The sequence below is a fragment of the Mycolicibacterium moriokaense genome (assembly GCF_010726085.1).
Lineage (GTDB): Bacteria > Actinomycetota > Actinomycetes > Mycobacteriales > Mycobacteriaceae > Mycobacterium > Mycobacterium moriokaense.
Genome location: NZ_AP022560.1, coordinates 4,654,149 through 4,678,463, shown reverse-complemented (window position 1 = coordinate 4,678,463; position 24,315 = coordinate 4,654,149). Strand labels below are relative to the sequence as shown.

The window sequence follows — 24,315 nt, the reverse complement described above, 5'->3', positions numbered from 1 at the left end:
GGCCGATTGGACCAGCAGATGATAATGCTACTCTCAATTGTGAGAGTAGCCGTATCCGCATGTGATGGGACTGTCTATTGGACCTGAGCCTCACCGGTGAACAGCGTTAATTGGTCGACTCGTTCGCCGCGATCTACGCCAGGGAGTCGACGTCCGAACGTGTGCGCGCTGCCGAACCGCTGGGGTTCGACCCTCAGCTGTGGAAGGCGCTGACGGACACCGGTGCAGTCGAGATGGCCGTCGACGAAGCCGTCGGTGGTTGGGGCGCAACCGAACTCGAGTTGGCCCTGATCGCCGAACAGTTCGGCAGGGCGGTCGCGTCGGCCCCGGTGATCGAAACACAGGTGGCGGCTCAGCTTCTCGCCCGGTGCGACGCGGTGGGTGCCGAGTTGCTCGCGCAAGCGCTGGCCGGCGACAAGCTCGTCACCTTCGCGCCGCGGGTGGCCCGCGGTGACGTGCTGGGGCTGGTCCCGGCCGGTGCCGTCGCCGATGCAGTGCTGGCATTGGTCGACGGCCGGTTGGTGGCGGTGCCGGTCACGGATAACCGACAACCGGTGCGAAACCTCGGCTCTCTGCCCCTGGCCGATATCACCGTCGACAGGGATGTCGTCGTCCTCGCCGAAGGCGGCGCCGCGGATCGACTCTTCTCGGATGCGCTGGACCGGTGGCTGGTGTTGACCGCTGCCGCGTTGGCCGGTGCCGCCCGGCGGGCCGTGGAAATGGGTGCGGAATACGCCAAACAACGGCACGCGTTCGGCGCGCCGATCGGCACCTTTCAGGCGGTGTCACACCCGCTCGCCGACAGCGCCACGGCGGCCGACGGTGCGCGGCTGTTGGCGCTGAAAGCTGCGTGCGCGTTCGCCGACGAACCGGACCGGGTCAGCGAACTTGCCGCGATGGCGTTCGCATTCGCATACGAAACCGCCCGCGACGCAACGCATCGCAGCCTCCACATCCACGGCGGCTACGGCTTCGGGATGGAAGGCGACATCCAGCTGTACTACCGGCGCTGCCGGGGATGGGCGATGGCGTTCGGCGACTCGGCGGTAGCTCTGGATCGCGTCGCCGACGCTCGCTATGGAGTTGCCGTCTCCTGAACGGGCGGTCGCGTCGCCATCACCGCGAAGCTCAGCGTGGCGTGTGCGGCCAACCGATCCGCAGCCACATCGACCACGTCGACCGCGACGACGATCAGTCGCCTGCCTGCGCGGAGCAGCGTCGCCGTGGCGCGTGCCGGACCCTCGACGATCGGCGCGAGATAGTGGATCGACATGTCCGCTGTGCCAGCGCCCGCTGCGCCGTCGGTGTGCCTGATCGCCAACCGTCCGCCTGCCACATCGATCAGTGTCGCGACCAGGCCACCTTGTAGCGCGCCGCGGATGTTGACCAGATCCGCCCGGGTGTGCAGGTCGATTACGACGCAGTCATCGGTGTCGACGACGTCATAGAACGGCAACTGGCCGAAGAGGTGGCCGGGGATGGTGACCTCCATCGGTTGAGGAGTGAGTGTCATGCGTCGGCCCGCACCTTGTCCTTCTCCGCCAGCACAATCGGTGGGGCAGTGCGCCAGTCGGGGACGCCGTTCTCCGGGCCCGCCGTCGCGCGCCTGTCGTCGCGGACACCCACCCAATGCGAATGATTGAGTTGGTGCAGCGTGAAGCAGGCCTGCAGGGAGTTGTAAAAACCCATGTTGTCGACGGTCTGGTTGACCGACTCCTTGATCAACAGCGCGGCCATGGTCGGCACTTCGCCGATGCGACGGGCCAGGTCCAACGTGCGGTCGGCGAGCTCGTCACGGCTGAACACCTTGCTGACCATTCCGAGCCGATGTGCCTCGTGGATGTCGATCGCGTCGCCGGTGAGCAGCAGCTCCTTGGCCTTCCTGGGGCCGAACTCCCAAGGATGTCCGAAATACTCCATCCCGCACATACCGAGTCGCGTGCCGACAACGTCGGCGAAGCGCACGTCATCGCTACCGACGATGAGGTCGCACGCCCACATCAGCATCAGTCCCGCGGAGAACACGTCACCATGTACCTGCGCGATCGTGATCTTGCGGAGGTTGCGCCAGCGCAACGTGTTCTGGAAGAAGTAATGCCACTCCTGCAGCATGATCTTTTCCGAACCCTCGCGCGTGCCTCCGTTGATCGTGGCCGTCGGATGCTGATCGGGGCCTGGCCGGAACTCCTTGCTGGCCTGCTTCGACCCGATGTCGTGACCCGAGGAGAACATCTTTCCCTCGCCCGCCAGGATCACGACCCGCACCGCGTCATCGGCCTCGGCCCGCCCGAACGCCTCGTCGAGTTCGACCAGCATTCCGCGGTTCTGCGCATTGCGCTGTTCGGGCCTGTTCAACGAGATTCGGACGATCTGGCCGTCGTCGAACGTCTGCCACTTCAAGAATTCGTAGTCGCTCACCGTGCTCCTCTGGGCTCTGCAGTACGGTAACGGTGTTACCGATTTATGAGAAAGTATGTTCTCACGATGGGGTCACCGGCAGTCGGGAAGGGTGCACATGACCGGACGTGAACGCAATCCGCGGGTGATTCTGTGGGGACCAGGGCAGGTGGGCGTCGGTGCCCTGCGTGCGCTCATCGCGCATCCGGGACTCGACCTCGTCGGTGTGGTGGTGCACGCGGAGGCCAAGGACGGCAAGGATGCCGGCGCCCTGTGCGGTATGCCTGCGACCGGGGTGATCGCCACCCGCGACATCGCGGCAGCGCTGTCGATCGACGCCGACGTCGTCGCGTACTTCGCATCGGGCGATTACCGCTACCGCGAGGCGGCCGAGGACATCGCCCGCTGCCTGCGTGCGGGTAAGAACGTCGTCTGCACATCCCTGGTGCCGATGTGTTACCCGCCGGCCGCCGACAAGGAAACCGTCGACCTCATCCGGGCGGCGTGTGAGGCGGGCGGCACCAGCTTCTTCAACAGCGGGGTCGATCCCGGCTGGGCGAACGATGTGATCGCGCTGACGATGACCGGCTTCTCCAGTCGCGTGGACACCATCACGATGCTCGAGATACTCGACTACGGACCGATCAACCAGCCCGACATCATGTTCGACTTCATGGGATTCGGCCATCCGCCGGACCATCCGGCGCCGCTGTTCGACACCGAACGTCTCGCCGCCCTGTGGGCGCCGACCGTGCATCTGGTCGCCGACGGAGTCGGTCTACCGTTGGATCGCGTCGAAACGACGATCGAGAAGTGGTTGGCCACAACGCGTTACGAGGTGGCGTCGGGCTGGGTCGAGCCGGGCACGATGGGCGGAATGCGGTTCAAGCTCGCCGGGATGGTCGACGGCGAGGAGCGCATCGTCCTCGAACACATCACGCGCATGGGTGAGGGTGCGGCGCCGGACTGGCCGCGGCACCCGTCACCGCACGGCGGCTACCGGGTGATCGTCGACGGACTGCCGACCTACACGGTCGACATCGAGATGCATGGCCGGGGAAACAATATGCGCGGCTTGACCTATGCGACGGTGATGCGCGAGCTCAACGCCATCCCCGCGGTGATTGCTGCCCCGCCGGGGATGTTGTCGACGCTCGACCTCCCGCTGGTGACCGGACCGGTGCGTGGCGGGACATGGCGGGGCGTGTTGCCGGGAACGATGACGGCATGACCGACGTGCCGTCGACTTCTACGGATCTGTGGACGGTGATGCGCACCGCCACGGCTGTGCGCAGGTACCGAGACGAACCCATCGACGACGAAATACTCGACCGATGCCTGCGCGCGGCCAGCTGGGCTCCGTCGGGGGGAAATCAACAGCCGTGGCGGTTCGTTGTGCTGCGCTCGGCCGAAGCCCGTGCCGTGGTTACGGCCGCGGCGCACGAGACGTGGGAGGTGATGAAGGACTTTTACGCATTACCTACGCCGGCGGACGGCGCCCTCGACCCCAAATCCCGCGTCCTGCGGGCGATGGCCGAGCACATGCGGGTCGGCGGCGACGCGCCCGCACTGGTGCTGTTCTGCGTCCGACCCCAGCCGGGCGCATCCGAGCTGCAGCAAGGCGGTTCGATCTTCCCTGCGGTGCAGAACTTTCTGCTCGCAGCCCGGGCCCAGGGCCTGGGTGCGGCGATCACGTTGTGGCACAGCCAGTGTGAACCCGAACTGCGTTCACTGGTCGGCATTCCCGACGATTGGTTGATCGCAACGCTGGTGACGTTGGGTTGGCCCAGGGGTGGACACCGACCGGTGCGCCGGAAGCCGTTGACAGAGGTGGCAGTGTTGGATCGTTGGGATCGACCATGGGCCTCGGAGAGACGATGACGACGCGTACACCGGAACTGTCGCTGTATTTGGGCACGTTCAGCGATGCCCCGCACCACGACTGGCGCGCCACGCTTGAGCTGGCCCGCGCAATAGACGAGGCGGGAGTGGACCGGCTCGTGGTGTCCGACCATGTCGTGTTCGGTGAGAACCTGGACGCGTACTCGGATCCGTCGATCGGCGGGCAGGCCGGCGGCAGACAACCGACGGGGCCGGACGGGGCCTGGCTGGAACCGCTGGTCGTCCTGACGGCGATCGCCGCCTCCACGACCCGCATCAGGTTGGGCACCGCGATCCTGCTGGCGGCGCTGCGGCGACCGGCGGTCCTGGCCAAGCAGCTCGCGACCCTCGACGTGTTGTCGGACGGCCGGGTGGACCTGGGCGTCGGGGTCGGTTGGCAGCGCGAGGAGTACGAAGCCGCGGGCCTGTCCTTTGAGAACCGGGGTCGGCTACTCGACCACACGCTCGAGGTCTGTCAGACCCTGTGGACACAACAGCGGGCTTCCTACGACTCCGCCGAGCTGACTTTCGACGGCATACACCAGATGCCCAAACCTGTTCAACCAGGCGGCGTTCCGTTGTGGATCAGCGGCACCGTCAACAACGCGGTCGCACGCAGGATCGCGCGCTTCGGAAGCGGCTGGATTCCCTGGGGGTCGGCCTACGCCGATCTGCCCGGCGCGATCGCGGCGATGAAAGAGAAGGTGCGCGAACACGGCGGTGATCCGTCGGATCTGCAGGTGCAAGGCGTCGCGCGGGTCGTGAAGGGCGACGACGGGTCGATCGACTTCGAGGCCTCGTGCGCGGCGATCCCGGCGCTCGTCGCGGCCGGCGTCACCGATGTCCGGTTCCCCGCCGCGGTGACCGCCGACCACGATCGGGCGCTCGAGCGGATGTCGTCTCTCGTCACCGCGTTCCGCGACGCGACCCGCTGACCGATCCATGCAGCTGCGCGATCACGTCGGTTCCCCGAAACCCGCTGTGGTGCTGCACCCCTCCGGCACGGTGGTGACATTCGCCGAACTCGAGGCGCGTGCGAACCAACTCGCGCATTTACTGCGTCGAGCAGGCCTGCGGCCCAGCGACACCGTGGCGATCCTGATGGAGAACAACCACCACGTCCACGCCGCGATGTGGGCCGCGCGGCGCAGCGGGCTCTACTACACGTTGGTGAACACGCATCTGACGGCGTCCGAAGTCGCCTACATGGTCGGCGACAGTGGCGCCAAGGCCGTCATCTCCTCACATGCGATGCGTGCGGTGTGCGAACAACTGCCGACCGGAGCACTGACCATTGCACTGCTGGCCGACGGCGAGCTCGCCGGATGGCAGCGCTATCCCGACTGCGTGGCGGGCGAGCCCGAGACACCGATCGCGGATGAGTGCGACGGCCTGCTGTTGCAGTACTCGGCAGGAAGCACCGGCAGGCCCAAGGGAATCCGACGCCCGCTGAGCTCCGCGAGCCCGACGCTGACGACGCCGGTGTTCGGGGCTCTCGGGGTTACCGAGGATTCGGTGTACCTGAGCCCTGCGCCGATCTATCACACCGCGCCGGCAATGTGGACGATGGCCGCACAGGCGGTCGGGGCCACCACGGTGGTCATGGAGCGATTTGACGCCGAGCGGGCGTTGGAAAGTATTGAACGCTACGGGGTTACGCATGCGCAGTTCGTGCCGTCGATGTTCGTCCGTATGCTTCGCCTACCCGAGGAGACACGACGCCGCTACAACCTGTCGAGTCTGCAGCGCGTGGTCCATGCGGCGGCGCCCTGCCCGCCGGAGATCAAGCGTCAGATGATCGACTGGTGGGGCCCGATCGTCGACGAGTACTACGGATCATCGGAAGGCGCAGGAATCTCGTTCATTCGGGCGGAGGAATGGCTGGAGCGGCCGGGTTCGGTCGGTAAACCCATGCTGGGGGTGCCGCACATCCTCGACGAACATGGCGTCGAGCTGCCCGCCGGCCAGATCGGCGAAATCTACTACGAGGGTGGCTATCCATTCGAATATCTGAACGACCAAGCGAAGACTGCCGATTCGCGCAGCCCGCAGGGGTGGGTGACCGTCGGCGATGTCGGCTACGTCGACGACGACGGCTATCTGTATCTCACCGACCGTCGCAACCACATGATCATCTCCGGCGGCGTCAACATCTATCCGCAGGAAGCGGAGAACATGCTCGTCAGCCATCCGCTCGTCGTCGACGCGGCTGTGTTCGGGCTACCAGACGACGTCATGGGTCAATCCGTCAAGGCCGTCGTCCAGCTGGTCGACCCCGCCTTGGGTAACGATGCTCTCGCGGCCGAGTTGATCGCCTGGCTTCGAGATCGCTTGGCCCACTACAAATGTCCCCGGTCCATCTCATTCGAGAGGGAGTTGCCGCGTACCGACGCCGGGAAGCTGTACAAGCAGCGACTCATCGACAAATTCTCGTGATTTGTGTGCGTTTAGGAGCGCTCACCGCTCGCGAATGCACACAAATCCCTAGAGAACGTCGTTGATGTCGTTCTTCAACGCCTCGGCGTCGGTGCCGAACACCGCCTGCACGCTGTTGCCGACCTCGACGACGCCTGCGGCGCCGAGGCTCTTCAGTCGACCCTGGTCAACCTTGCCCTTGTCGGACACCTCCACCCGCAGCCGGGTGATGCAGGCGTCGACGTTGACCAGGTTCTCCCGTCCGCCGAAGGCCGCGATGACCTGCTCGGCCTTGCTGTCCGCGCGGGTGGGTGCGGTGAGTGTCGCGGTCGCCGAATCGGCGCCCTCGCCGAGGTTGGCCCGCTCCTCGGCCTCGAACTCGCTCTCGAGTTCGCGTCCGGGTGTGCGCAGGTTCCACTTCTTGATTGCGAACCTGAACAGCAGGTAGTAGACGACGAAGAAGCCAATACCCATGACGATTAGCAGCGGAATGTTCTTCGCGGCCGGCGCGGTCCCGTAGAGCAGCAGGTCGATGAGGCCGGCCGAGAACGAGAAGCCCAGGTGGATGTCGAGCAGATAGGCGATGGCCAGCGAGAGCCCGGTGAGCACCGCGTGAATGACGTAGAGAGGGAATGCCACGAACATGAACGCGAACTCGAGGGGCTCTGTCACGCCGGTCAGGAACGCCGTCAGCGCGGCGGCGGCCAGAATGCCGACCGCGACCTTGCGTTGCTTCTTGTTCGCGACGTGGATCATCGCCAGCGCGGCGGCGGGTAGCCCGAACATCAGGATCGGGTAGAAGCCCGAGGTGAGGATGCCCGCGGTCGGATCGCCTGCGGCGAACCGGGTCAGCTCACCGGTCACGGCCTCTCCGCCCGGCGGCTGATAGTCGCCGTAGAGGAACCAGATGTAGGAGTTCGGGATGTGGTGCAGGCCGAACGGGATCAGCATGCGATTGGCGAACCCGTAAACGAAAGCGCCGAATGCCCCGCTCGCACCGATGAACTCGCCGAGGCTCGTCAGTCCTGCGTCGAAGATCGGATAGAAGTAGCTCATCGCGAAGGCGATGAACAGGCTGGCCAGCGACACCACGATCGGGACGAACCGCCGGCCCCCAAAAAAGCCTAGGTAAGACGGCAGCTGGATCGTGTGATAGCGGTCGAACAACCACGCCGTCACCAGGCCGATCACGATGCCGGCGAACACGCTGTAGTTGATCTGCGCCTGTTCGCCCGCCTTGTCCAGCTCACCGGCGAGGACGATCGGCGACATGGTCTTGAAGACCGCCTCCATCACCAGGTAGCCGACGACGGCGGACAGGGCGGTGGACCCATCGGCTTTCCTGGCGAAACCGATCGCCACACCGACGGCGAACAGCAGCGGCAGGTTGCTGAAAAGCGCATCGCCCGCCGCGCTCATCGCCTTGAAGAAGTCTCCGATGACCGGCGTCTCGATCCTGCCTAGCAGGTCGGGCTGGCCGAGCCGCAGCAGAATGCCCGCCGCCGGCAGTACCGCGATCGGCAGCATGAGGCTTTTGCCCAACCGCTGAAGCTGCGCGAAACCGGGGAATCTCAGCCCTGACTTTGCCTGTGTTTCACCGGTTTTCGCTGCGTCACTCATCTACGGTGACCTCCTCGCCATAGCCGACCGAGCGTTGCAAGCTTAGAGGAATAGCCGAAGTCCAGGCCCTCTTTCCGGCACGCTCGTATTGTGGGTGCGCACGAGCAGAATGGAGTCTCGACGTGAGTACGACGCAGGTGACCGCGCCGGTCGGCGGGCGCGCGGTTCCGCTCGGGGACGTCCCCGACCCGGTCTTCTCGGCGGGGATGGTGGGTTACGGCGCCGCGGTCGACCCTCCGCACAAGGTGGTCGACGCGGTCGCCCCGGTCAGCGGAAAACTGTTGAAACTGATGCCGCACGCGTACGTCGTCATGACGCCGGACAACGTCGGCGTACTCGTCCACCTCGGTCTCGACACCGTCCAACTCAAGGGCGACGGCTTCAGGGCTCACCTGAGCCAGGGCGACGACGTCGCCGTCGGCCAGGTCGTCATCACGTATGACGTCGCCTCGGTCGTAGCCAAGGGGCTGAGCCCGATCGTTCCCGTGGTCGTGATGGACGAACGCGAGGCCGGGAACATCGTGCCGTCCGAAGCCGTGCTGGAGGGCGCGCAGATACGCTCCGGGGCAAACCTTTTCATCGCGAACAAGTAGATGGAAGTCATCATCCTGTCAGACGCCGACGAGATTGGCGTTGTCGGCGCCGACGCCATCGCCGCGCTGCTTGCTCGTAAACCGGATGCGGTGCTCGGGCTCGCCACCGGCTCGTCGCCGCTGGCGATCTACGACGAACTCGCGCGGCGATACGCGGCCGGAAAGATCTCGTTTCACCGGGCCCGAGGCTTCACCCTCGACGAGTACGTGGGCCTGCCCGCCGACCATCCGCAGCGGTATCGCAACGTCATCGACGAGGTCTTCGTATCCAAGGTCGACTTCGCTCCCGACGCCGTGCAGGGCCCCGACGGGCTGGCCGCCGACATCCCGGCCGCCTGCGCGGAGTACGAGACCGCGATCCGCGACGCGGGTGGTGTTGACCTCCAGATACTCGGCATCGGCACCGACGGGCACGTCGCGTTCAACGAACCCGGCTTCTCTCTGGGCTCGCGCACCAGGATCAAGACGCTGACCAGGCAGACGCGGATGGACAACTCGCGGTTCTTCGGAGACGACACCGACGCGGTGCCGACCCACTGCCTGACCCAAGGCCTGGCGACCATCATGGAGGCCCGACACCTGATCCTCGTGGCGACGGGTCGCGGCAAGGCCGAGGCCGTGCATCAACTGGTCGAGGGGCCGATCTCCGCGCTGTGGCCCGCGACTGTGCTGCAGCTGCATCCCCATGTCACGGTTCTGCTCGACGAACCCGCGGCGCGACGACTCCAGCTCGTCGACTACTACCGCGAGACCTACCGCGCCAAACCGGAATGGCAGGGCATCTGAGTGCTGCTGACCGCCGAAGCTCTGCTCACCGGACGAGAACTGTTGCGGCCCGGATGGATTGAGATATCGAACGGTGTCGTCGATGCGGTCGGTGCCGGCCCGCCACCGCAACAAGCGGATCGGGACCTCGGCGCGGTGATCGTGGTGCCCGGCTTCGTCGACACGCATGTGCACGGCGGGGGAGGGACGAACTTCTCCGCCGCCGCCCGCTCGGTGACCGCCACCGCCGTCGACTTCCACCGCAGGCACGGCACCACAACGCTGATCGCCTCCCTGGTCACCGCGGCGCCCGACGAGCTACTGCACCAGGTAACCGAATTGGCCCGCGATGTCGCCGACGGGTTGATCGATGGCATCCATCTCGAGGGCCCGTGGCTGTCCACGGTCCGATGTGGTGCGCATCAGCCCGCCCTGATGCGCGATCCGAACCCCGCCGAGATCGACCGCGTCCTTGCGGCCGCTACCGGGGCGGTGCGCATGATCACCATCGCACCGGAGCGCGACGGCGCGCTGGCCGCGATCGAGCGGATCGTCGATGCGGGTGTCGTCGCAGCCGTGGGACACACCGAGGCGACGTACGAGCAGACGCGCGCAGCGATCGCGGCCGGCGCGACCGTTGGCACCCACCTGTTCAACGCGATGCGCCCCATCAACACCCGCGAACCCGGTCCCGTCATCGCGCTGCTGGAAGACCCGCGCGTCACGGTGGAGCTGATCACCGACGGTGTGCACGTCGATCCGGCCATCTACCGGCACGTTTCGCGAAGCGCCGGACCCGACAGGGTCTCGTTGATCACCGACGCGATCTCCGCCGCCGGCATGAGTGACGGTACGTATCGCCTGGGCCCGCTTGCCGTCGACGTCGTGGGCGGGGTGGCGCGTGTGGCCGGCACGCAGACCATCGCGGGGAGCACCGCGACCATGGATCACCAGTTCCGCTTCGCGGTCCACAACAGTGGGCTTCCGGGCGACGAGGCACTACTGAGCGCCGTGCGCCAGGCCTCGATCAACCCGGCCCGTGCGCTTGGCCTGGGGGCTGAGGGGCTGGTCCCCGGCGCCGACGCGAATCTCGTCGTGCTCGACGCCGATCTCGCCGTGACCGGCGTACTGCGCCGGGGATCGTGGGTCGTCGCCGTTTAACTGGCATGCTGGCGAGGTGGGGCTGATCATCCGCCTGTTGGAGTTGCTGATCGTGATCGTCCCGGTCGCAGTCGGCGCCGTCGCCGCGATCAGGGCTTTCTCATCGGCCAAGAACCGAGGTGCGCAGCAGGACGAGATCGACGGTCACACCAACCCTGATCCCGGGCCGGCGCCGTCCGCCCGCGGTAACCCCGCCGCGCTGTGGCGCACCATCACGCGTGCCCTCGAGGAACATTCCCGAACCGAGTCGCGATGGTTGAGCTACGAGCTGGATCCCGCCAAACTGCTGGACTACCCGCTGATGACCGACCTGCGGGCGCCCCTCACCGAACGATTCCACAAGGCGAAGATCCGGGCGGACCTCCTGCGACCGGTACGAGCCGAGGATCTGCTGGAGGATCGCGAGTCGGCCGCCACCTACCTGGCCGCCGTCGAGGAGTTCGTCGCGGCATTCAATGCCGCCGAGTCCGAGGCGATACGCAGACGCCGCGACGACTTCCCCGAACCCGACAAGCAGCGACTCGACCGCGCCCAGCGACTGCTACGGGTGGCGTCGAACGAGGCTGCGACACCGAGCGAACGCGAACGCGCTTACGACCGCGCGCGTCAAGAACTCGAGGGTCTGATCGTCCTTCCGCCGTCGATCCGCGCGGCCATCGAGCGCGGCATCGCGGGCGAGCTCGACCCCTGAGCCGCGGGTCACGTCAGCCGTTGGTTTCGCCACCGCGCCAACCGATTCTGAGGCACCTGGAGGGTCGCCATCACCGCACTCATCGGCGGTGCCACCGATTTGCGACGATCGCCGGGCTTGGTGTCGGGGACCGCGGGTCGGTCGCCTTCCCACCACGTCGGTTGTAACAGCGCCGTGGTGACGGGGATGGCCTTTTCGGCGCTCTTTCGGCCCCACGCGCAGGCGCGGTCGATGGACACCCCCGACGGTGCGAGGTTGGCGGGGGACAATGTCGGGGAGAACCGCACCAGGTGGTCGGCGTAGGGAGCGTTGCGCATCATCTGCAACTGCACCGCCTGCGCGATCGGAATGAGCCACAGATGACGCGGATCCCATTGCGGGTGAAAGCAATCGAACGCGAGGTAGCACGCGTTGCGGGTGCCGATCCTGCCGTCGCGGACGCGCTTCCACGCCAGCTCGACCGGGACGTTGCTCGCCGCGCCGCCGTCGACCAGCGCCGCGACGCCCTTCTCCCTGCACAGGGCGTCGAGGATCGGGACCATCCTGCGGTCGCTCGTTTCATGGTGCAGCACACCGGGAATCGCCGACGAGAAGGAGGCGGCGTCCACGACGTCGATGTCACGCGTGAGGTCGTCGTCGCCCACGACGATCGGCTTGACAACCCGCACGTCGATGAACGCCGACACCTGCCACAGCCGGCGCGCGACCTGCGCACCGATGCCGATCGGACGGAAGGGCAGCGACCGCATCTGCAGCGCCGCGAGTTCGGGACGGCGAAACCGCGACGGCAGTGCGGCATACGGCTGTTTGCGCACACCGGCCACGACGATGTCGAGCGGAATCGTCAAGTCCGCCATTCGCATCCGTTCACCGTCCTCGCGGCTGAACAGCGCGTGGGCGAAGTCGTCGAACCGCAGCGAGAAGAGACCGGCCAGCCCGTGCCTGCGGCGCAGGCGTTCGGGCCCGAGGATGGCGCCGTACGTCACCGTTTTCGCCCACGCGACGTACTCGTCGACCGGTATCGGCAGGGTCCGGGCCATCACGCTGCCGATGATCGAGCCGAACGACGAACCGATCATGTAGTCCGGTACCTGGCCTGCCTCGAGCAGCCGCTGCATGCCGCCGATATAGACGAATCCCGCACCGCCTCCGCCGCCGAGTACGGTGACGAGTTTCTTGTAGCCGACTTCGGCATCGAGTTCGGCGGGGGAGAAGTCGTTGGCGTGCCTCTCGATCAGCAGCCGACGCTGCTCGTCCTGGCCGTCGGTCAGCTCCGCGAGGACGTCACGCGCACGCGTCAATGCCGTTGTGGGGTCGCGTTCTTCGCGAAGCGGCACATAGAGGGCGTCGGCGACCCTGGTCCGCCATTGCGAGAGTTCGGCGCCCACGGAGACGTCGCCGCGTCCGCGGCTGCCGCCTGGACCGGCGGCCCCGGGTTCGAAGTCGGCGAGCCGGGCGAAGTTGAGGATGTAGCGCAGCCGGCGCAGCTGTTCGTCGCTCAGCACGTCGGGCTTCGCCAGGTGGTGCCGGACGAGTTTGTTCTCCATCTTCTGCAGCAGAAGTGTCGGCTCGGCGGACGGGAGATCGACGGCGCCGACGGAGTCGACGACCTCCTCCTCGACGGCCTCGGCGAGGTCGAGCGCGATGTCGCGGCGGTTGAGCCGGTCGAACACGTCGTCGTCGAAGGGAGTCTCCATGTCTGCTCGACGGTATGGGGATCGGGCGGCTCGCGCACGCAATTTCGGCCTTCCGCAGCGCACGCAGTTCATGTACCGTCTGGTACATGATTACCGATGCGGGTGTCGACATCGACGCACCAGCCACCGTCGTCTGGGACGTCTTCAGCGACGTCGAGCACTGGCCTGAGTGGACGGCCTCGGTCACCAGCCTGGTCGCCCTCGATGGCGCGGGCCTCGCCGTGGGCAAGCGCTTCGAGATCAAACAACCGCGCATGCCCAAGCTGGTGTGGGAGGTCACCGACGTGGCACCCGGCGAGTCATGGACCTGGGTGCAGCGCTCGCCCGGCGGCCTGACGGTGGCCAGCCACGAGGTCACCGCCATCTCCGACGGCCGGACGCGGGTGCGTCAGCAGATCGACCAGCGTGGACCGATCGGGGCATTGGTCGGCCTCGCCGTGCGGCGGATGACGCGGCGCTACCTCGACATGGAGGCCGTCGGCCTCAAGGCGCGAAGCGAGCAGCTGTACCACCTCGATGGCCCGGCCTCTTGACCTAGAGCGGCGCCAGGCGCTGCTCGACGCGCTGGTGGAGGAGTTCGCGGCGGCCGGCATCGGCGATCGCTCGCTCCGCGATGTTGCAGCCGCCGTCGGCACCAGCCATCGCATGCTGCTGCACCATTTCGGGTCGCGCGACGAACTTCTCTTGGCCATCGTCGACGAGGTTGAGCGACGGCAGATGACAGCGATGCACGAGCTGCCTGACGACCCGGCGGACGCGATCGCCGCCATGTGGGCGGACCTGCGCCGGCCCGAGCTACGCCCGTTCGAGCGGCTGTTCTTCGAGTGCTATGCGCGCGGTGTGCAGGGCGAGCAGCCCTTCGCGCGGATGGTGCCCGCTGCCGTGCACGCCTGGCTTGACGATGAGGCGGCGCGGGCAGTCGATCCTGCGATGATGCGCCTGGGCCTGGCTGTCGCGCGAGGGTTGCTGCTCGATCTGGTGGCGACCGACGACCACGAAGGTGTCGACGCGGCGGCGGCGGCGTTCGTCGATCTGGTGCGCCGAGCAGGCGTTTAGCGGGCGTAGGCCCACGGGTAGTCCACGAGGGTCGGGGGTCGGCCTGCCCACACTCGGTGGGCATGCGATTGAAGGAGTCGACCTAAATGAATGTCAAGAAACGCGTGGTCACTGCGATATGTGCAGGCGCGTTGGCGGGCGCCGCACTGGGGATCGGATCGGGTGTCGCGAACGCCGGTCCGAAATGGCCGGGCCCGCCGCCGCCCTGGCCGGTTCCCGGCCCTGGCGCGAACTTCGGTGGACCGGGCAACCCGCTGCCGCCGGGGCACGGCGGGCTTCCGCCACCCGGGCATCGCAATTACGTCGTGCCGGTCTGGGCGCCACCCGCTCCGCCTCCGCCCTATTGGGCGCCGTGGCTGCCGGTGGAGTGGAACAGCGAGCTGAACGTGTGGGGCGTGCATTGGAACGGAGAGTTCCGAGCCGCACCATTCTGATCGGCGTCTGACGGGCCGCCCCGCCTCCGGGTGGGGCGGCTTTGTCGCTACAGGACCTCAGTCGTCGCTGCGCTGCCGGTCGCCGATGAAGTCCAGGAGCCGTGAGTCGTCGGACGTGAACCGCTCCATCTCTTCGCCTCCGTCGCACCGCAACAGGGCGACCGTCACGGTGTCGCCGTGACGGGAGATCACCTCCCACACGGCACCCGAGTCCTGCCAGCGTTGCAGTTCCGCGACCCGGTCGGCGTCCATGTCTCCACGATTGCACGGGATGGGGCGCTCGCGATGTGGGTACCACCTGAGGTTGTGACGGTCGTTCCCGCATTCGCTGTGCCGATGACATCTGCCGGATCACCCCCGATGGGGCGAAGCACCTCGACGAGGACGTCGTGGCGCGGGTCCGTGAGCATGTCGACCGCTGGATAGAGCTGGAACAGAAGGCGATCGAAGAGTTGTTCGGCGATTAGAGCTGCCCTGGAGGTAGGTAAGCCTCGCCTCAGTTACTCGGGTAGGCTCGGCGGTCAATGACCGACATTGACCAGGCGCCATCACCCGTCCTGCCGCGTGAGCTGACGTCGATATCCGACGAGGTCCGCGCCGTGGGTGCGCCGCCGACGCCCACTCTGGCCGAACCGTACGACGTGCGGCTCGTCAACGCCGAGGCCGACTCGGAGATGGTGTCGGATTGGATGAATCGCCCGCACCTGGTGGAGGCATGGGAGTACCCGTGGCCACCGCAGAGGTGGCAGCGCTATCTCCAGGCGCAACTCGACGGCGAGTACTCGCGCCCGTTCATCGCCAGCTTCCGTGGGCAGCCGTTCGCCTACCTCGAGCTCTACCGCGCGGCGAAGGACTCGATCGCGCCGCGCTATGACGCGGACCCGCACGACATCGGATTGCACGCGGCGATCGCGGATCTGCGGTTCGTCAACCGGGGGATCGCGCCGATCATGTTGCCTCGCTTGGTCTCCAGCATCTTCGAGCTCGAACCGCGGTGCCGTCGCATCATGTTCGACCCGGACCACCGCAACGCCGGAGCGCGTGGGGTCTGCGAGTTCGCGGGCGCCGTGTTTCTCGGTGAGCACGACATGTCGAACCGGCGCATGGCGCTGTACGCGCTGTCGCGCTCACCGTCGGATACACCCGTTTAATCCGCGAGCAGACGCGAAACCCCCCATTTCTGCGCATTTTTGGGGGTTTTCGCGTCTGCTCGCGGAGGGAAACTTGTGAAGGAGTTTAGGGTAGCTGGTTGAACTCGGCGTAGCCGTCGTAGTCCGGCTTCATCGCCGCCGCGACCAGTTCCCACAACACTTCATCGGTGCCGCCGCCGACGCGCGCCAGCTTCATATCGCGCCACCATTTGCCCAGCGGCGTCTCGTCCACCAGATAACCCGACCCGCCGAAGATGTGCATGCACTCGTTGAACACCTCTTCGCCGAGGCGGGCCGCGGTGACCTTCATGGCCGCCGCGGTGCGTAGGTCCAACTTGCCCGTCGCCGCGATGCCGTCGAGCGCATAGCGCAACATGTCGACGCGGGCCTGCAGGTCGGCGATGCGCAACCGCAGCGCCTGATGCTCAAACAGCGTGTGGCCGAACTGTCGGCGAGTCATCATGCGCGCCAGCGTGATTCCGATGACACGCTGAGCGGACGTCGACACCAGGCCGGCCACCGACATTCGCTCCTGCGCCAGTCCCCAGGAGATGGCTGCCAGGCCGATCCCCGCGCGGGCGACCAGAGCGTCGGCGGGTACCCAGGTGTCGATGTGTACGGCGGCGGTGTCCAGCGGTCCCGCACCGACCTTGCGGTACGGCGTCTGAATCTCGCACTGTGCCAACGGGACGGCGACGACGACCACGCTGCCGTGCGTGCTGTTCGGATCGTGGTCGACGCTGCGCGCAACCGCCAACACGTGATCGGCGATCGGCGACAGCGAGACGAACTTCTTGATGCCCTTGACCTCGAAACCGTCGCACACGGAACGGACCTGTGTGCCGACGATCTGCAGGTCGGACCCTCCCGACTGCTCCGAAGCGCCGATGCAGAGCACGGCCTCGCCACGGATGGCCTGTTCGGCGATGTTGCGGAGGTAGTCCGACTTGCCGAAGCGACGCAGGATTGCGATGCCCGCGTCGTGCAGCCCGACGCCGACGCCGATACCCGCTGATCCCAGTGCGCCGAGCTTCCTGGCCAGCGCGATAACCTTTGCGACGTCGCACTGCTGCTGACCAGTCGGCCACTTCGACGCGAAAACACCTGAGTCGCCCAGGTATTCGATGAGCTCGCGCGGAAACCGCTCGGTCTCTTCGGCCTCCGCAGTCCACTTCGTCACCCGGTCGTCGAAGACCCGATCGAGCAGCTCGGTGAATTTTTCCGCCTCAACATCGGCGGGCGCCGTCATCGGCTGGCTCCCTCCAGGTTGCGCTTGACCTCCAACCGGCGCAGCTTGCCGGAGGACGTACGCGGCAGCGCACCGGGTTTCACGAACACGACATCCGCGGGCACCACGCCGCATTCCGACGCGACGCGTGCGACGACGGCGCTGCGCGCCGCGGATTCGTCCTCACCCTTGAACTCCGCCGTGATGACGAGCTTGGGACGTGCCGTCGACTCACCCGTGCCCGTCGCGATGACGCACCCGTCGCGTACACCCTCGATCTTGCCGGCGACGCGCTCCACCTCGGTGGGGAATATGTTGCGGCCTGCGACCGTGATGAGTTCCTTGGCGCGGCCACAGATGACGAGGCCGTCGTCGGTGAGGTAACCGAGATCGCCTGTGGGCAGCCATTCTTGGGAATCGATCGGATCTTGGCCGACGTATCCCGTCATGAGTGACGTGCCACGGACTTCCACCTCGCCGACGTCGCGTCCGGTCACCTCGGTGGAGCGGGTCTCATCGGTGTTCACCCGGACCTCCATGCCGGGGATCGGGTGGCCGAGCACCGCGAACTGCCGGGTGGCCTCGCCCTCGTCGGTGGTGACGGTGACCTCGTCGAGCCGAAGTCCGGTGAACGGTACGGGAATGGTTACCGCACAGGTGGATTCGGCGAGACCGTAGGACGGTGCCAGCGAGTTCGGGTTGAATCCGAACCGGGCCAACTCGGTGGAAAAGCGTGCGTATCCCTCGCAGTCGATGGGCTCACCGCCGTTGAGGGTGAAGCCGAGGTTGCTCAGGTTCAGATCGGACAGACCGCCGGCGTACTTGCCGATGATGTTGAATGCCATGTTCGGCGCCGCGGTCATGGTGGCCTTGCTCTCGTCCAGCCATTTGAGCCAGTTGAACGGGTTGCCCGCGAACGCCTTGGTGGGCGCCTGCCACAGCTCCGCCTGCGACAGCGTGGACACGAGCAGGAATGTCAGCCCCATGTCGTGGTAGAGCGGCAGCCAGCTGTGCGTGCGGCTGCTTTCGTTGATGTTGACTCGCGTCTGGAGTCCGCGCAGGTTCGAGAGTGCGGCAAAGGGCGAAATCTGCGCCGTGCGTGGCGTTCCCGTCGATCCCGCCGTGCCCTGCAGGATCGCGGTATCTGCGGCCCGCGGGCCGTGGAAGGTGGTGGAACGGTGTATGTGCGCGACCTCGGTGAGGTCGTGGACGACGAGGCCCTCGGCGTGTGCGCGCAGCAACTCCAACTCGGCGCCGTGGCTGAAGGCGGTCGTCACTCCGATGCTGCGGAATCGGTCCACCGTGCTCTTGGCCCACTCCTGCGGATGGGCACGCCGGATCGGGCCCGGCAGGATGGACAGTCCCGCGCCTGCGAAGAACGCGCCGGGAATCGCAGCGATGAACTCCACGGTCGGGTCGCCGACAAGCCCGACCGCAGTCGACCCGTCGTCGACGATGCGTTCGGCGACGTTCTCGGATCGCGCGTGGACCTCTTGCCAGGGGTGATGAATCCACTTGTCGTTCTCGGTATCGAGCACCGACAGCTTGGTCGGGGCACCCCGCATTGCTGCCGATAGCGCGTCGGCCAAATCGGTCATGAGTTCCCCTGAGCGGCAGGCACCTTCGCGAGGATGGCCGCTTCGAGGTCACCGACGGTATCGCAGCTGAGCAGGTCCTCTTCGGAAAGTGCCACGCCGAGTTTGTCCTCGATGGCGACCATGCCGACCGCGAAGGCGACGGAGTCGAGGCCGACGTCGTCGATGAGTCTGGACTCTCGGGTGACCCGGGCGATGTCGACGTTCATGTCTTCGCGGAGGATTTCGGTGAGGGCGGTGCTCACCGCTTCGGGAGTAGACGGCTTCACGGCGTGGGACGGTACACCCGAATCGAAGGTGAGGCTAGGCTTACCTTTGCCCTTGGAAGCCCGCTTTCACGCTGCTCGAGCGGTACAGTCACCGCTGGTGATGGATCTTGCCCGGGCCAGGGTCGCTCGAACCGCCGACCGGTTGATAGCTCCTGCCGCCATCCTCGTGGCCGTGTCTAAGGCCTTCACATGACGGGGGATCCGGAGGACGACGATCCGGCTGACGTGGCACGCCCCGCGGACGATTCGCACGCCGAGTTGCCTATCGATCCCGACGCTCCTGCCGTCCGGCCGCTGCATCTACGTCCTTCGGCGTTGGCGTGGATCTTCGCAGGCGGTATCGCGGGGACGGCGCTGCGGTATTACATCGAGAAGCTCATACCGCACGACGGCGCATCGTGGCCGTGGGCGACCTTTCTGATCAACCTCAGCGGCGCCTTCGTCCTCGGCGCGCTGCTGGAGGGACTCGCCCGGCTCGGCGATGACGCCGGATGGCGTCGGCGCACGCGCCTCTGTGCCGGCACCGGATTCTGCGGGGCGTTCACCACGTACAGCACCTTCGCCCTGGAGGTCGTGCTGCTGGAGAGGCACGGCCACCTCGGAACGGCGATCAGTTACGGCGTGCTCAGCGTGGTGGGCGGTGTGATCACCGCCTGGCTCGGCATCGTGGTGGTCGCAAGTGTGCACCGCAGGAGGGCGCCCGCATGATCGCCATCCTCACCTTCCTCGCCGGAGCGTCCGGTGCGGTGACGCGATTCCTGCTCGACTCATGGACGAAGGAGCGGTGGCGGTCGCCGTTTCCGTTGGCCACCGTCGTCATCAACATCACGGGATCGCTGCTCCTCGGCGTCCTCGCCGGGATCGTGCTCTTCCACGGCCAGTCCAGCGCCTGGCAGACGGTGCTGGGGACCGGATTCTGCGGCGGGTACACGACGTTCAGCACCGCGAGTTTCGAAACCGTGCGGCTGGTCCAACAGGGCCGGCGGATGCTGGCTTTGGTGAATGCGGTTGTGTCCTTGGTCCTGTCGGTCGCAGGCTGTGTGTGTGGCTTCGCGCTGGTGTGGGCGGTCTGAACCAGGCGATTCCTCGGATGGAGGTGGCCCCAAATGGACAACACTGACGAACCTCTTCGACCGGCCACCACCGAATTGGTCGTTGGGTGGGACCGGCAGCCGGCGAGTGCGGCCGCATTGCAGTTTGCGGTCGGCCTAGCCCGTCGCCTGAACGCCCATGTGCACGTCGTGCATATCGCCGACTTTGACGACATGCCTGTGGATCCGGATGCGTGGGACTACGAAGAGCAGTTCCACGCCAGTCTCGAAGCTCATGCCGTCGCCGCGCGGGACTTGCTCGATGAACTCGGTGCGAACTGGACATATCACGCCATGCACGGCCGTCCACCCGATGTGCTTGCCGATATGGCCGAGGACGTCGACGCGCTGATGATCGTGCTGGGCGCGCCCCGAGGTGGCGTGCATTCGTTCATCGACTCATTCGCCGGACAGTCCGTGGCACACCAGTTGACACGCAGACACAGCCGTGCGGTGCTCTTGGTCCCCGAGTAGGGCCGAACCGGAGCAGAATCGACGGCATGGCCAATCCTCGCGCCGGTCAGTTGGCGCAACCCGAAGACCTCATCGATGTGGCGCAGGTCGTCACGGCGTATTACACCGTCGAACCCGACCCGGACAACGTCGACCAACAGGTCGTGTTCGGCACCTCGGGTCACCGGGGCTCCAGCCTCGACGGGGCCTTCAACGAGGCGCACATCGTCGCGACGACGCAGGCCATCGTCGAGTACCGGCAGGCGCAGGGCACGTCCGGACCGCTGTTCATCGGACGCGACACGCACGCGCTCTCCGAGCCGGCGTGGGCCTCGGCGCTGGAGGTGCTGGCAGGCAATGACGTCGTCGCGATGATCGATTCGGCCGATCGCTACACCCCGACCCCCGCCGTCAGCCACGCCATCCTGACCTTCAACGACGGCCGCGACGGCGATCTGGCCGACGGGATCGTGGTCACGCCGTCGCACAACCCGCCGCGTGATGGCGGCTTCAAGTACAACCCGCCCAACGGCGGACCCGCCGACACCGACGCCACCGGGGCAATCGCCAAGCGCGCCAACGAGATCCTGCGCAACGGTCTCAAGGACGTGAAACGCGTACCTCTGGCCAGTGCACTAAAGACCGCGCAGCGTCACGACTACCTCGACGCGTACATCGCGGACCTGCCCAACGTCGTCGATCTGCACGCGATCAGCGCCGAGGGGATCCGCATCGGGGCCGACCCGCTGGGCGGCGCGAGCGTCGACTACTGGGGCGCCATCGCCGAGCGGTACAACCTCAAACTCACCGTCGTCAACCCGCTCGTCGACGCCACGTGGCGGTTCATGACGCTGGACACCGACGGCAAGATCCGGATGGACTGCAGCTCGCCCAACGCGATGGCGTCGTTGATCGCCAACCGCGAGAGCTATCAGATCGCCACCGGCAACGACGCGGACTCCGACCGGCACGGCATCGTGACGCCCGACGGCGGACTGCTCAACCCGAACCACTACCTGGCGGTGGCAATCGACTATCTGTACACCAACCGGCCCGACTGGCCGGCGTCCACGGCGGTCGGTAAGACCGCGGTCAGTTCGTCGATCATCGACCGGGTGGTCGCCGGGTTGGGCCGCAAGCTGGTCGAGGTGCCTGTGGGCTTCAAATGGTTCGTCGACGGATTGCTCGGCGGCACCATCGGTTTCGGCGGCGAGGAAAGCGCGGGCGCGTCCTTCCTACGGCGCGACGGCTCGGTGTGGACGACCGACAAGGACGGCATCATCCTCGCGTTGTTGGCGTCGGAGATTCTCGCGAAGACGGGGTCCACGCCGTCGCAACGGTATAACGAGCTTGCCGAAAAGTACGGTGCGCCAACCTATGCGCGTATCGACGCCCCTGCGAACCGTGAGCAGAAGGCCCGGCTCTCGAAACTGTCGGCCGAGCAGGTGACGGCCACGGAACTGGCGGGGGAGGTGATCACCGCCAAGCTGACGACGGCGCCGGGCAACGGTGCGCCGCTGGGTGGACTGAAGGTGACGACGGAGAACGCGTGGTTCGCGGCGCGCCCGTCAGGCACCGAGGACGTGTACAAGATCTACGCCGAGTCGTTCCGCGGGCCGGAGCATCTTGCCGAGGTGCAGGAAGCGGCCAGGGAAGTGGTGAATAAAGTCATCGCGTGAGCTTCGACGCGGAGGGCGACTGTTCGACAGTGGCCGACAAGCCGAGGCTGCCGCGGGAAGTCTGGCTGCTGGTCGCGGCGAACGTGGTGGTGGCGCTCGGCTACGGAGTCGTCTCTCCCGTGTTGCCCCAGTATGCGCGGCACTTCGGCGTCAGCATCAGCGCGGCGACCTTCGTCATCACCGCCTTCGCGCTGATGCGGCTGGTGTCCGCGTCGCCGGCGGGCTGGCTGGTTCAGCGCCTGGGGGAGCGCCGGGTCTACATCAACGGTCTGCTGATCGTCGCGGTGTCCACCACCGTGTGCGCATTCGCGCAGACCTACTGGCAGCTGCTGCTGTTCCGATCGCTGGGTGGACTCGGCTCGGCCATGTTCTCGGTGTCGTCGCTGGCATTGATGATCCGGATCTCGCCGCCTGACGCACGCGGTCGCGTAGCGGGTCTGTTCTCGTCGGGATTCCTGCTCGGCTCGGTGGGTGGCCCGGTGCTCGGTAGCCTCACCGCCGGACTCGGTCTGTCGGCGCCGTTTGCGATCTACGGGGTGGCGCTGCTCATCGCGGCGGCGGTGGTGTTCTTCAGCCTGCGGGGCAGTGACGGACCCCTGTCGGAGGAGTCGGCTGAGCCTGCCGTCACGCTGCGAGAGGTGTTGCGGCACCGCGCCTACCGAGCCGCGCTGTTGTCCAATTTCGCGACCGGCTGGGCCGCGTTCGGACTGCGGATCGCCCTGGTGCCGCTGTTCGTGGTCGATGTTCTCGGTCGCAGCACCGGCGTAGCCGGCTTGGCGCTGGCGACATTCGCCATCGGCAACGTCTCGGTGGTGATCCCGAGCGGCTATCTGTCGGACCGGATCGGCCGGCGCAAGTTGCTCATCGCCGGGCTGATGGCCGCCGCCGTGTCGACGGGCCTGCTCGGGGTGTCGTCGTCGCTGGTGATCTTCTTGGCGACGGCCTACATATCCGGCGCGGCGACGGGCATCTTCGTCTCCCCGCAGCAGGCGGCCGTGGCCGACATCGTCGGGAATCAATCCCGCGGCGGAACGCCGGTGGCCGTGTTCCAGATGATGGTCGACGTGGGGTCGATCGGCGGGTCGTTGATCGTCGGCATGATCGCCCAGCATGCGTCGTTCGGCTGGGCCTTTGCCGTCAGCGGCGCGATCCTTTTCATCGCGGCGATCGGTTGGATCTTCGCCCCGGAGACCCGTGGCCTCCCGCCCGCAGGTCACACGCCGGCTCGTCCGCTCGGCCCGGAAGCCGCGGGCGAAGTGCCCTGATCTGCGATTTTGAAGCCATCCCGCAGGTGGTGTAACTTCGATGGGCACAACTTCACGGGGCTATGGCGCAGTTGGTAGCGCACCACACTGGCAGTGTGGGGGTCAGGGGTTCGAGTCCCCTTAGCTCCACCAGGCAAAACAACACCCGTTCGGGTGCTCAGCAGGTCGTTTGACGACAGTTTTGACGACAGTTCTCGGTCGGCTGCCGCCGATCCCGCCCGCGTGAAGCGAGCGACTGGCTGGGCGTAACGGGGCTCCTGAACCACACTTGAGGTACACAAGCCGCCATTGCATATCGACACCGGCTGAACTCGCGGCTTGGCTTTACAGCCGCCCTGCGAGGCGTCCGATGTGCTGACGTCAACCTTGACGACACCGCGCGGCGGTGTCGTACGTTCGATGATTGATGGTGCACAGGCCGTGCCGGTATACCTGCGAACGACCCGCCTGGGTTTGATAGACCGCCTTTGAAGCGATGAGATCAGCGTGCTGCTGTGCCGCAACCGCGGCACGATGAGCGCGCTTCTCTCGGGTTGCCGCCCACCAGACAATCAGTCCGATCACATACGCTGCCTCGAAGAGCCAGCCCACCACTGTCCGTGCTCCCGACGGGTTCGCCGCACCAGCCTGCACGGCTAGGAAAGTGCCAAGGAGGTATGGCCAGGCAATTACGACGAATGCGAGCAGAAACATGATCGCGAAGGCCAGGAACCCGGTGTCACCACCTGATCGGCGTCGTCGCCCCCAGGACGAACCTGCCGAAAACGGACCGACACCGACCCCAATCCCGCGAGTCGAGATGCCGCCTCGAACGCCAAAAAAGCTACCGCCGACCCCCAGTCGCATGGCGCGACCCTACAACGGAGTTTCCCGA

General features: G+C 66.4%; 27 protein-coding genes and 1 tRNA gene. 19 read left to right on the top strand and 9 right to left on the bottom strand.

From position 1 onward, the window contains the following. Positions 1–110: 110 nt before the first annotated feature. Positions 111–1,097, top strand: a complete 987-nt coding sequence (locus tag G6N43_RS23035) for an acyl-CoA dehydrogenase family protein (RefSeq protein ID WP_234810293.1) — start codon at positions 111–113, stop codon at positions 1,095–1,097. Here G6N43_RS23035 and G6N43_RS23030 read toward each other — a convergent pair. Together G6N43_RS23030 and G6N43_RS23025 are read right to left on the bottom strand one after the other, a co-directional pair. Continuing rightward, a complete protein-coding gene (locus G6N43_RS23030) occupies positions 1,076–1,492 on the bottom strand; it encodes a PaaI family thioesterase (protein WP_083157075.1) in 417 nt (138 codons plus the stop codon). The two genes, G6N43_RS23035 and G6N43_RS23030, sit on opposite strands and share 22 nt — an antisense overlap. Before the next feature lie 17 nt (positions 1,493–1,509). Beyond that, complete coding sequence (locus tag G6N43_RS23025) at positions 1,510–2,418, bottom strand: enoyl-CoA hydratase (RefSeq protein ID WP_083157074.1); 909 nt, start codon at positions 2,416–2,418, stop codon at positions 1,510–1,512. A gap of 124 nt (positions 2,419–2,542) precedes the next feature. Here G6N43_RS23025 and G6N43_RS23020 point away from each other — a divergent pair, with 124 nt between their 5' ends. The 4 genes from G6N43_RS23020 to fadD4 are packed head-to-tail and all read left to right on the top strand — an operon-like array spanning position 2,543 to position 6,714. Next, the gene (locus G6N43_RS23020; protein ID WP_083157095.1) at positions 2,543–3,628 is read left to right on the top strand and encodes an NAD(P)H-dependent amine dehydrogenase family protein; all 1,086 of its coding nucleotides are present in this window, start codon (positions 2,543–2,545) and stop codon (positions 3,626–3,628) included. A gap of 38 nt (positions 3,629–3,666) precedes the next feature. After that, positions 3,667–4,278 (top strand): nitroreductase family protein, encoded by a 612-nt coding sequence (locus G6N43_RS23015; RefSeq protein WP_083157096.1) that lies wholly within the window; start codon positions 3,667–3,669, stop codon positions 4,276–4,278. Next, positions 4,275–5,213 carry a TIGR03619 family F420-dependent LLM class oxidoreductase gene (locus G6N43_RS23010; RefSeq protein ID WP_083157094.1) on the top strand — a complete coding sequence of 313 codons (939 nt, stop codon included), beginning with the start codon at positions 4,275–4,277 and terminating at the stop codon, positions 5,211–5,213. Before G6N43_RS23015 ends, G6N43_RS23010 begins: the two co-directional genes overlap by 4 nt. 7 nt (positions 5,214–5,220) lie before the next feature. Next, entirely contained in the window at positions 5,221–6,714 is a 1,494-nt protein-coding gene (fadD4, locus tag G6N43_RS23005) for a fatty-acid--CoA ligase FadD4 (RefSeq protein ID WP_083157073.1), read from the top strand. A gap of 48 nt (positions 6,715–6,762) precedes the next feature. On the opposite strand, the gene G6N43_RS23000 is transcribed toward fadD4, so the two are convergent. Next, on the bottom strand, positions 6,763–8,313 hold the full coding sequence (locus tag G6N43_RS23000) for a PTS transporter subunit EIIC (protein WP_083157072.1): 1,551 nt from the start codon (positions 8,311–8,313) through the stop codon (positions 6,763–6,765). 122 nt (positions 8,314–8,435) lie between these two features. Here G6N43_RS23000 and G6N43_RS22995 point away from each other — a divergent pair, with 122 nt between their 5' ends. From G6N43_RS22995 to G6N43_RS22980, 4 genes are read left to right on the top strand one after another with little or no spacing between them, the layout of a single operon-like run. Beyond that, the gene (locus G6N43_RS22995) at positions 8,436–8,906 is read left to right on the top strand and encodes a PTS sugar transporter subunit IIA (RefSeq protein WP_083157071.1); all 471 of its coding nucleotides are present in this window, start codon (positions 8,436–8,438) and stop codon (positions 8,904–8,906) included. Beyond that, positions 8,907–9,692: a glucosamine-6-phosphate deaminase gene (gene nagB / locus G6N43_RS22990; protein ID WP_083157070.1), complete on the top strand. Its 786-nt coding sequence runs from the start codon at positions 8,907–8,909 to the stop codon at positions 9,690–9,692. Then, entirely contained in the window at positions 9,693–10,832 is a 1,140-nt protein-coding gene (gene nagA, locus G6N43_RS22985; protein WP_083157069.1) for an N-acetylglucosamine-6-phosphate deacetylase, read from the top strand. A 16-nt stretch (positions 10,833–10,848) separates the two neighbouring features. Continuing rightward, positions 10,849–11,523, top strand: a complete 675-nt coding sequence (locus G6N43_RS22980; protein ID WP_083157068.1) for a hypothetical protein — start codon at positions 10,849–10,851, stop codon at positions 11,521–11,523. Positions 11,524–11,531: 8 nt separating this feature from the next. Here the strand turns inward: G6N43_RS22980 and G6N43_RS22975 are convergent, their stop codons facing one another. Beyond that, positions 11,532–13,220: a patatin-like phospholipase family protein gene (locus tag G6N43_RS22975; protein ID WP_083157067.1), complete on the bottom strand. Its 1,689-nt coding sequence runs from the start codon at positions 13,218–13,220 to the stop codon at positions 11,532–11,534. 86 nt (positions 13,221–13,306) lie between these two features. Here G6N43_RS22975 and G6N43_RS22970 point away from each other — a divergent pair, with 86 nt between their 5' ends. The 3 genes from G6N43_RS22970 to G6N43_RS22960 all read left to right on the top strand — a co-directional run bounded on the left by G6N43_RS22970 (position 13,307) and on the right by G6N43_RS22960 (position 14,710). Continuing rightward, on the top strand, positions 13,307–13,753 hold the full coding sequence (locus G6N43_RS22970; protein WP_083157093.1) for an SRPBCC family protein: 447 nt from the start codon (positions 13,307–13,309) through the stop codon (positions 13,751–13,753). Then, positions 13,737–14,276 (top strand): TetR/AcrR family transcriptional regulator, encoded by a 540-nt coding sequence (locus G6N43_RS22965; protein ID WP_083157066.1) that lies wholly within the window; start codon positions 13,737–13,739, stop codon positions 14,274–14,276. The genes G6N43_RS22970 and G6N43_RS22965 overlap by 17 nt, the downstream gene beginning before the upstream one ends. Positions 14,277–14,362: 86 nt before the next feature. Then, positions 14,363–14,710: a hypothetical protein gene (locus tag G6N43_RS22960; protein WP_083157065.1), complete on the top strand. Its 348-nt coding sequence runs from the start codon at positions 14,363–14,365 to the stop codon at positions 14,708–14,710. Positions 14,711–14,767: 57 nt separating this feature from the next. On the opposite strand, the gene G6N43_RS22955 is transcribed toward G6N43_RS22960, so the two are convergent. Next, positions 14,768–14,962 carry a hypothetical protein gene (locus G6N43_RS22955; RefSeq protein ID WP_083157064.1) on the bottom strand — a complete coding sequence of 65 codons (195 nt, stop codon included), beginning with the start codon at positions 14,960–14,962 and terminating at the stop codon, positions 14,768–14,770. Positions 14,963–15,234: 272 nt separating this feature from the next. Here G6N43_RS22955 and G6N43_RS22950 point away from each other — a divergent pair, with 272 nt between their 5' ends. Then, positions 15,235–15,861: a GNAT family N-acetyltransferase gene (locus G6N43_RS22950; protein WP_083157063.1), complete on the top strand. Its 627-nt coding sequence runs from the start codon at positions 15,235–15,237 to the stop codon at positions 15,859–15,861. Positions 15,862–15,946: 85 nt separating this feature from the next. Here G6N43_RS22950 and mbtN read toward each other — a convergent pair whose 3' ends face one another. From mbtN to G6N43_RS22935, 3 genes are read right to left on the bottom strand one after another with little or no spacing between them, the layout of a single operon-like run. Further along, positions 15,947–17,110 carry a mycobactin biosynthesis acyl-ACP dehydrogenase MbtN gene (mbtN, locus tag G6N43_RS22945; RefSeq protein WP_083157062.1) on the bottom strand — a complete coding sequence of 388 codons (1,164 nt, stop codon included), beginning with the start codon at positions 17,108–17,110 and terminating at the stop codon, positions 15,947–15,949. Further along, a complete protein-coding gene (gene mbtM, locus G6N43_RS22940; protein ID WP_083157061.1) occupies positions 17,107–18,687 on the bottom strand; it encodes a long-chain-fatty acid--ACP ligase MbtM in 1,581 nt (526 codons plus the stop codon). Before mbtM ends, mbtN begins: the two co-directional genes overlap by 4 nt. Then, positions 18,684–18,953 (bottom strand): mycobactin biosynthesis acyl carrier protein MbtL, encoded by a 270-nt coding sequence (locus tag G6N43_RS22935; protein WP_083157060.1) that lies wholly within the window; start codon positions 18,951–18,953, stop codon positions 18,684–18,686. The genes mbtM and G6N43_RS22935 overlap by 4 nt, the downstream gene beginning before the upstream one ends. Positions 18,954–19,142: 189 nt before the next feature. Between G6N43_RS22935 and crcB (G6N43_RS22930) the strand changes: the two genes are divergently transcribed. From crcB (G6N43_RS22930) to G6N43_RS22905, 6 genes are all read left to right on the top strand, one after another. Then, complete coding sequence (gene crcB / locus G6N43_RS22930) at positions 19,143–19,661, top strand: fluoride efflux transporter CrcB (protein ID WP_083157059.1); 519 nt, start codon at positions 19,143–19,145, stop codon at positions 19,659–19,661. After that, positions 19,658–20,026 (top strand): fluoride efflux transporter CrcB, encoded by a 369-nt coding sequence (gene crcB, locus G6N43_RS22925; RefSeq protein ID WP_083157058.1) that lies wholly within the window; start codon positions 19,658–19,660, stop codon positions 20,024–20,026. The genes crcB (G6N43_RS22930) and crcB (G6N43_RS22925) overlap by 4 nt, the downstream gene beginning before the upstream one ends. Before the next feature lie 33 nt (positions 20,027–20,059). Beyond that, positions 20,060–20,518 carry a universal stress protein gene (locus G6N43_RS22920; protein ID WP_083157057.1) on the top strand — a complete coding sequence of 153 codons (459 nt, stop codon included), beginning with the start codon at positions 20,060–20,062 and terminating at the stop codon, positions 20,516–20,518. Positions 20,519–20,544: 26 nt separating this feature from the next. After that, the gene (gene pgm, locus G6N43_RS22915; protein ID WP_083157056.1) at positions 20,545–22,176 is read left to right on the top strand and encodes a phosphoglucomutase (alpha-D-glucose-1,6-bisphosphate-dependent); all 1,632 of its coding nucleotides are present in this window, start codon (positions 20,545–20,547) and stop codon (positions 22,174–22,176) included. Beyond that, positions 22,173–23,441: an MFS transporter gene (locus G6N43_RS22910; RefSeq protein WP_083157055.1), complete on the top strand. Its 1,269-nt coding sequence runs from the start codon at positions 22,173–22,175 to the stop codon at positions 23,439–23,441. Before pgm ends, G6N43_RS22910 begins: the two co-directional genes overlap by 4 nt. Before the next feature lie 56 nt (positions 23,442–23,497). Beyond that, positions 23,498–23,573, top strand: a tRNA-Ala gene (locus G6N43_RS22905). Between the two features lie 228 nt (positions 23,574–23,801). Here G6N43_RS22905 and G6N43_RS22900 read toward each other — a convergent pair. After that, positions 23,802–24,287 (bottom strand): hypothetical protein, encoded by a 486-nt coding sequence (locus G6N43_RS22900; RefSeq protein WP_133056592.1) that lies wholly within the window; start codon positions 24,285–24,287, stop codon positions 23,802–23,804. Between the last annotated feature and the right edge of the window lie 28 nt (positions 24,288–24,315).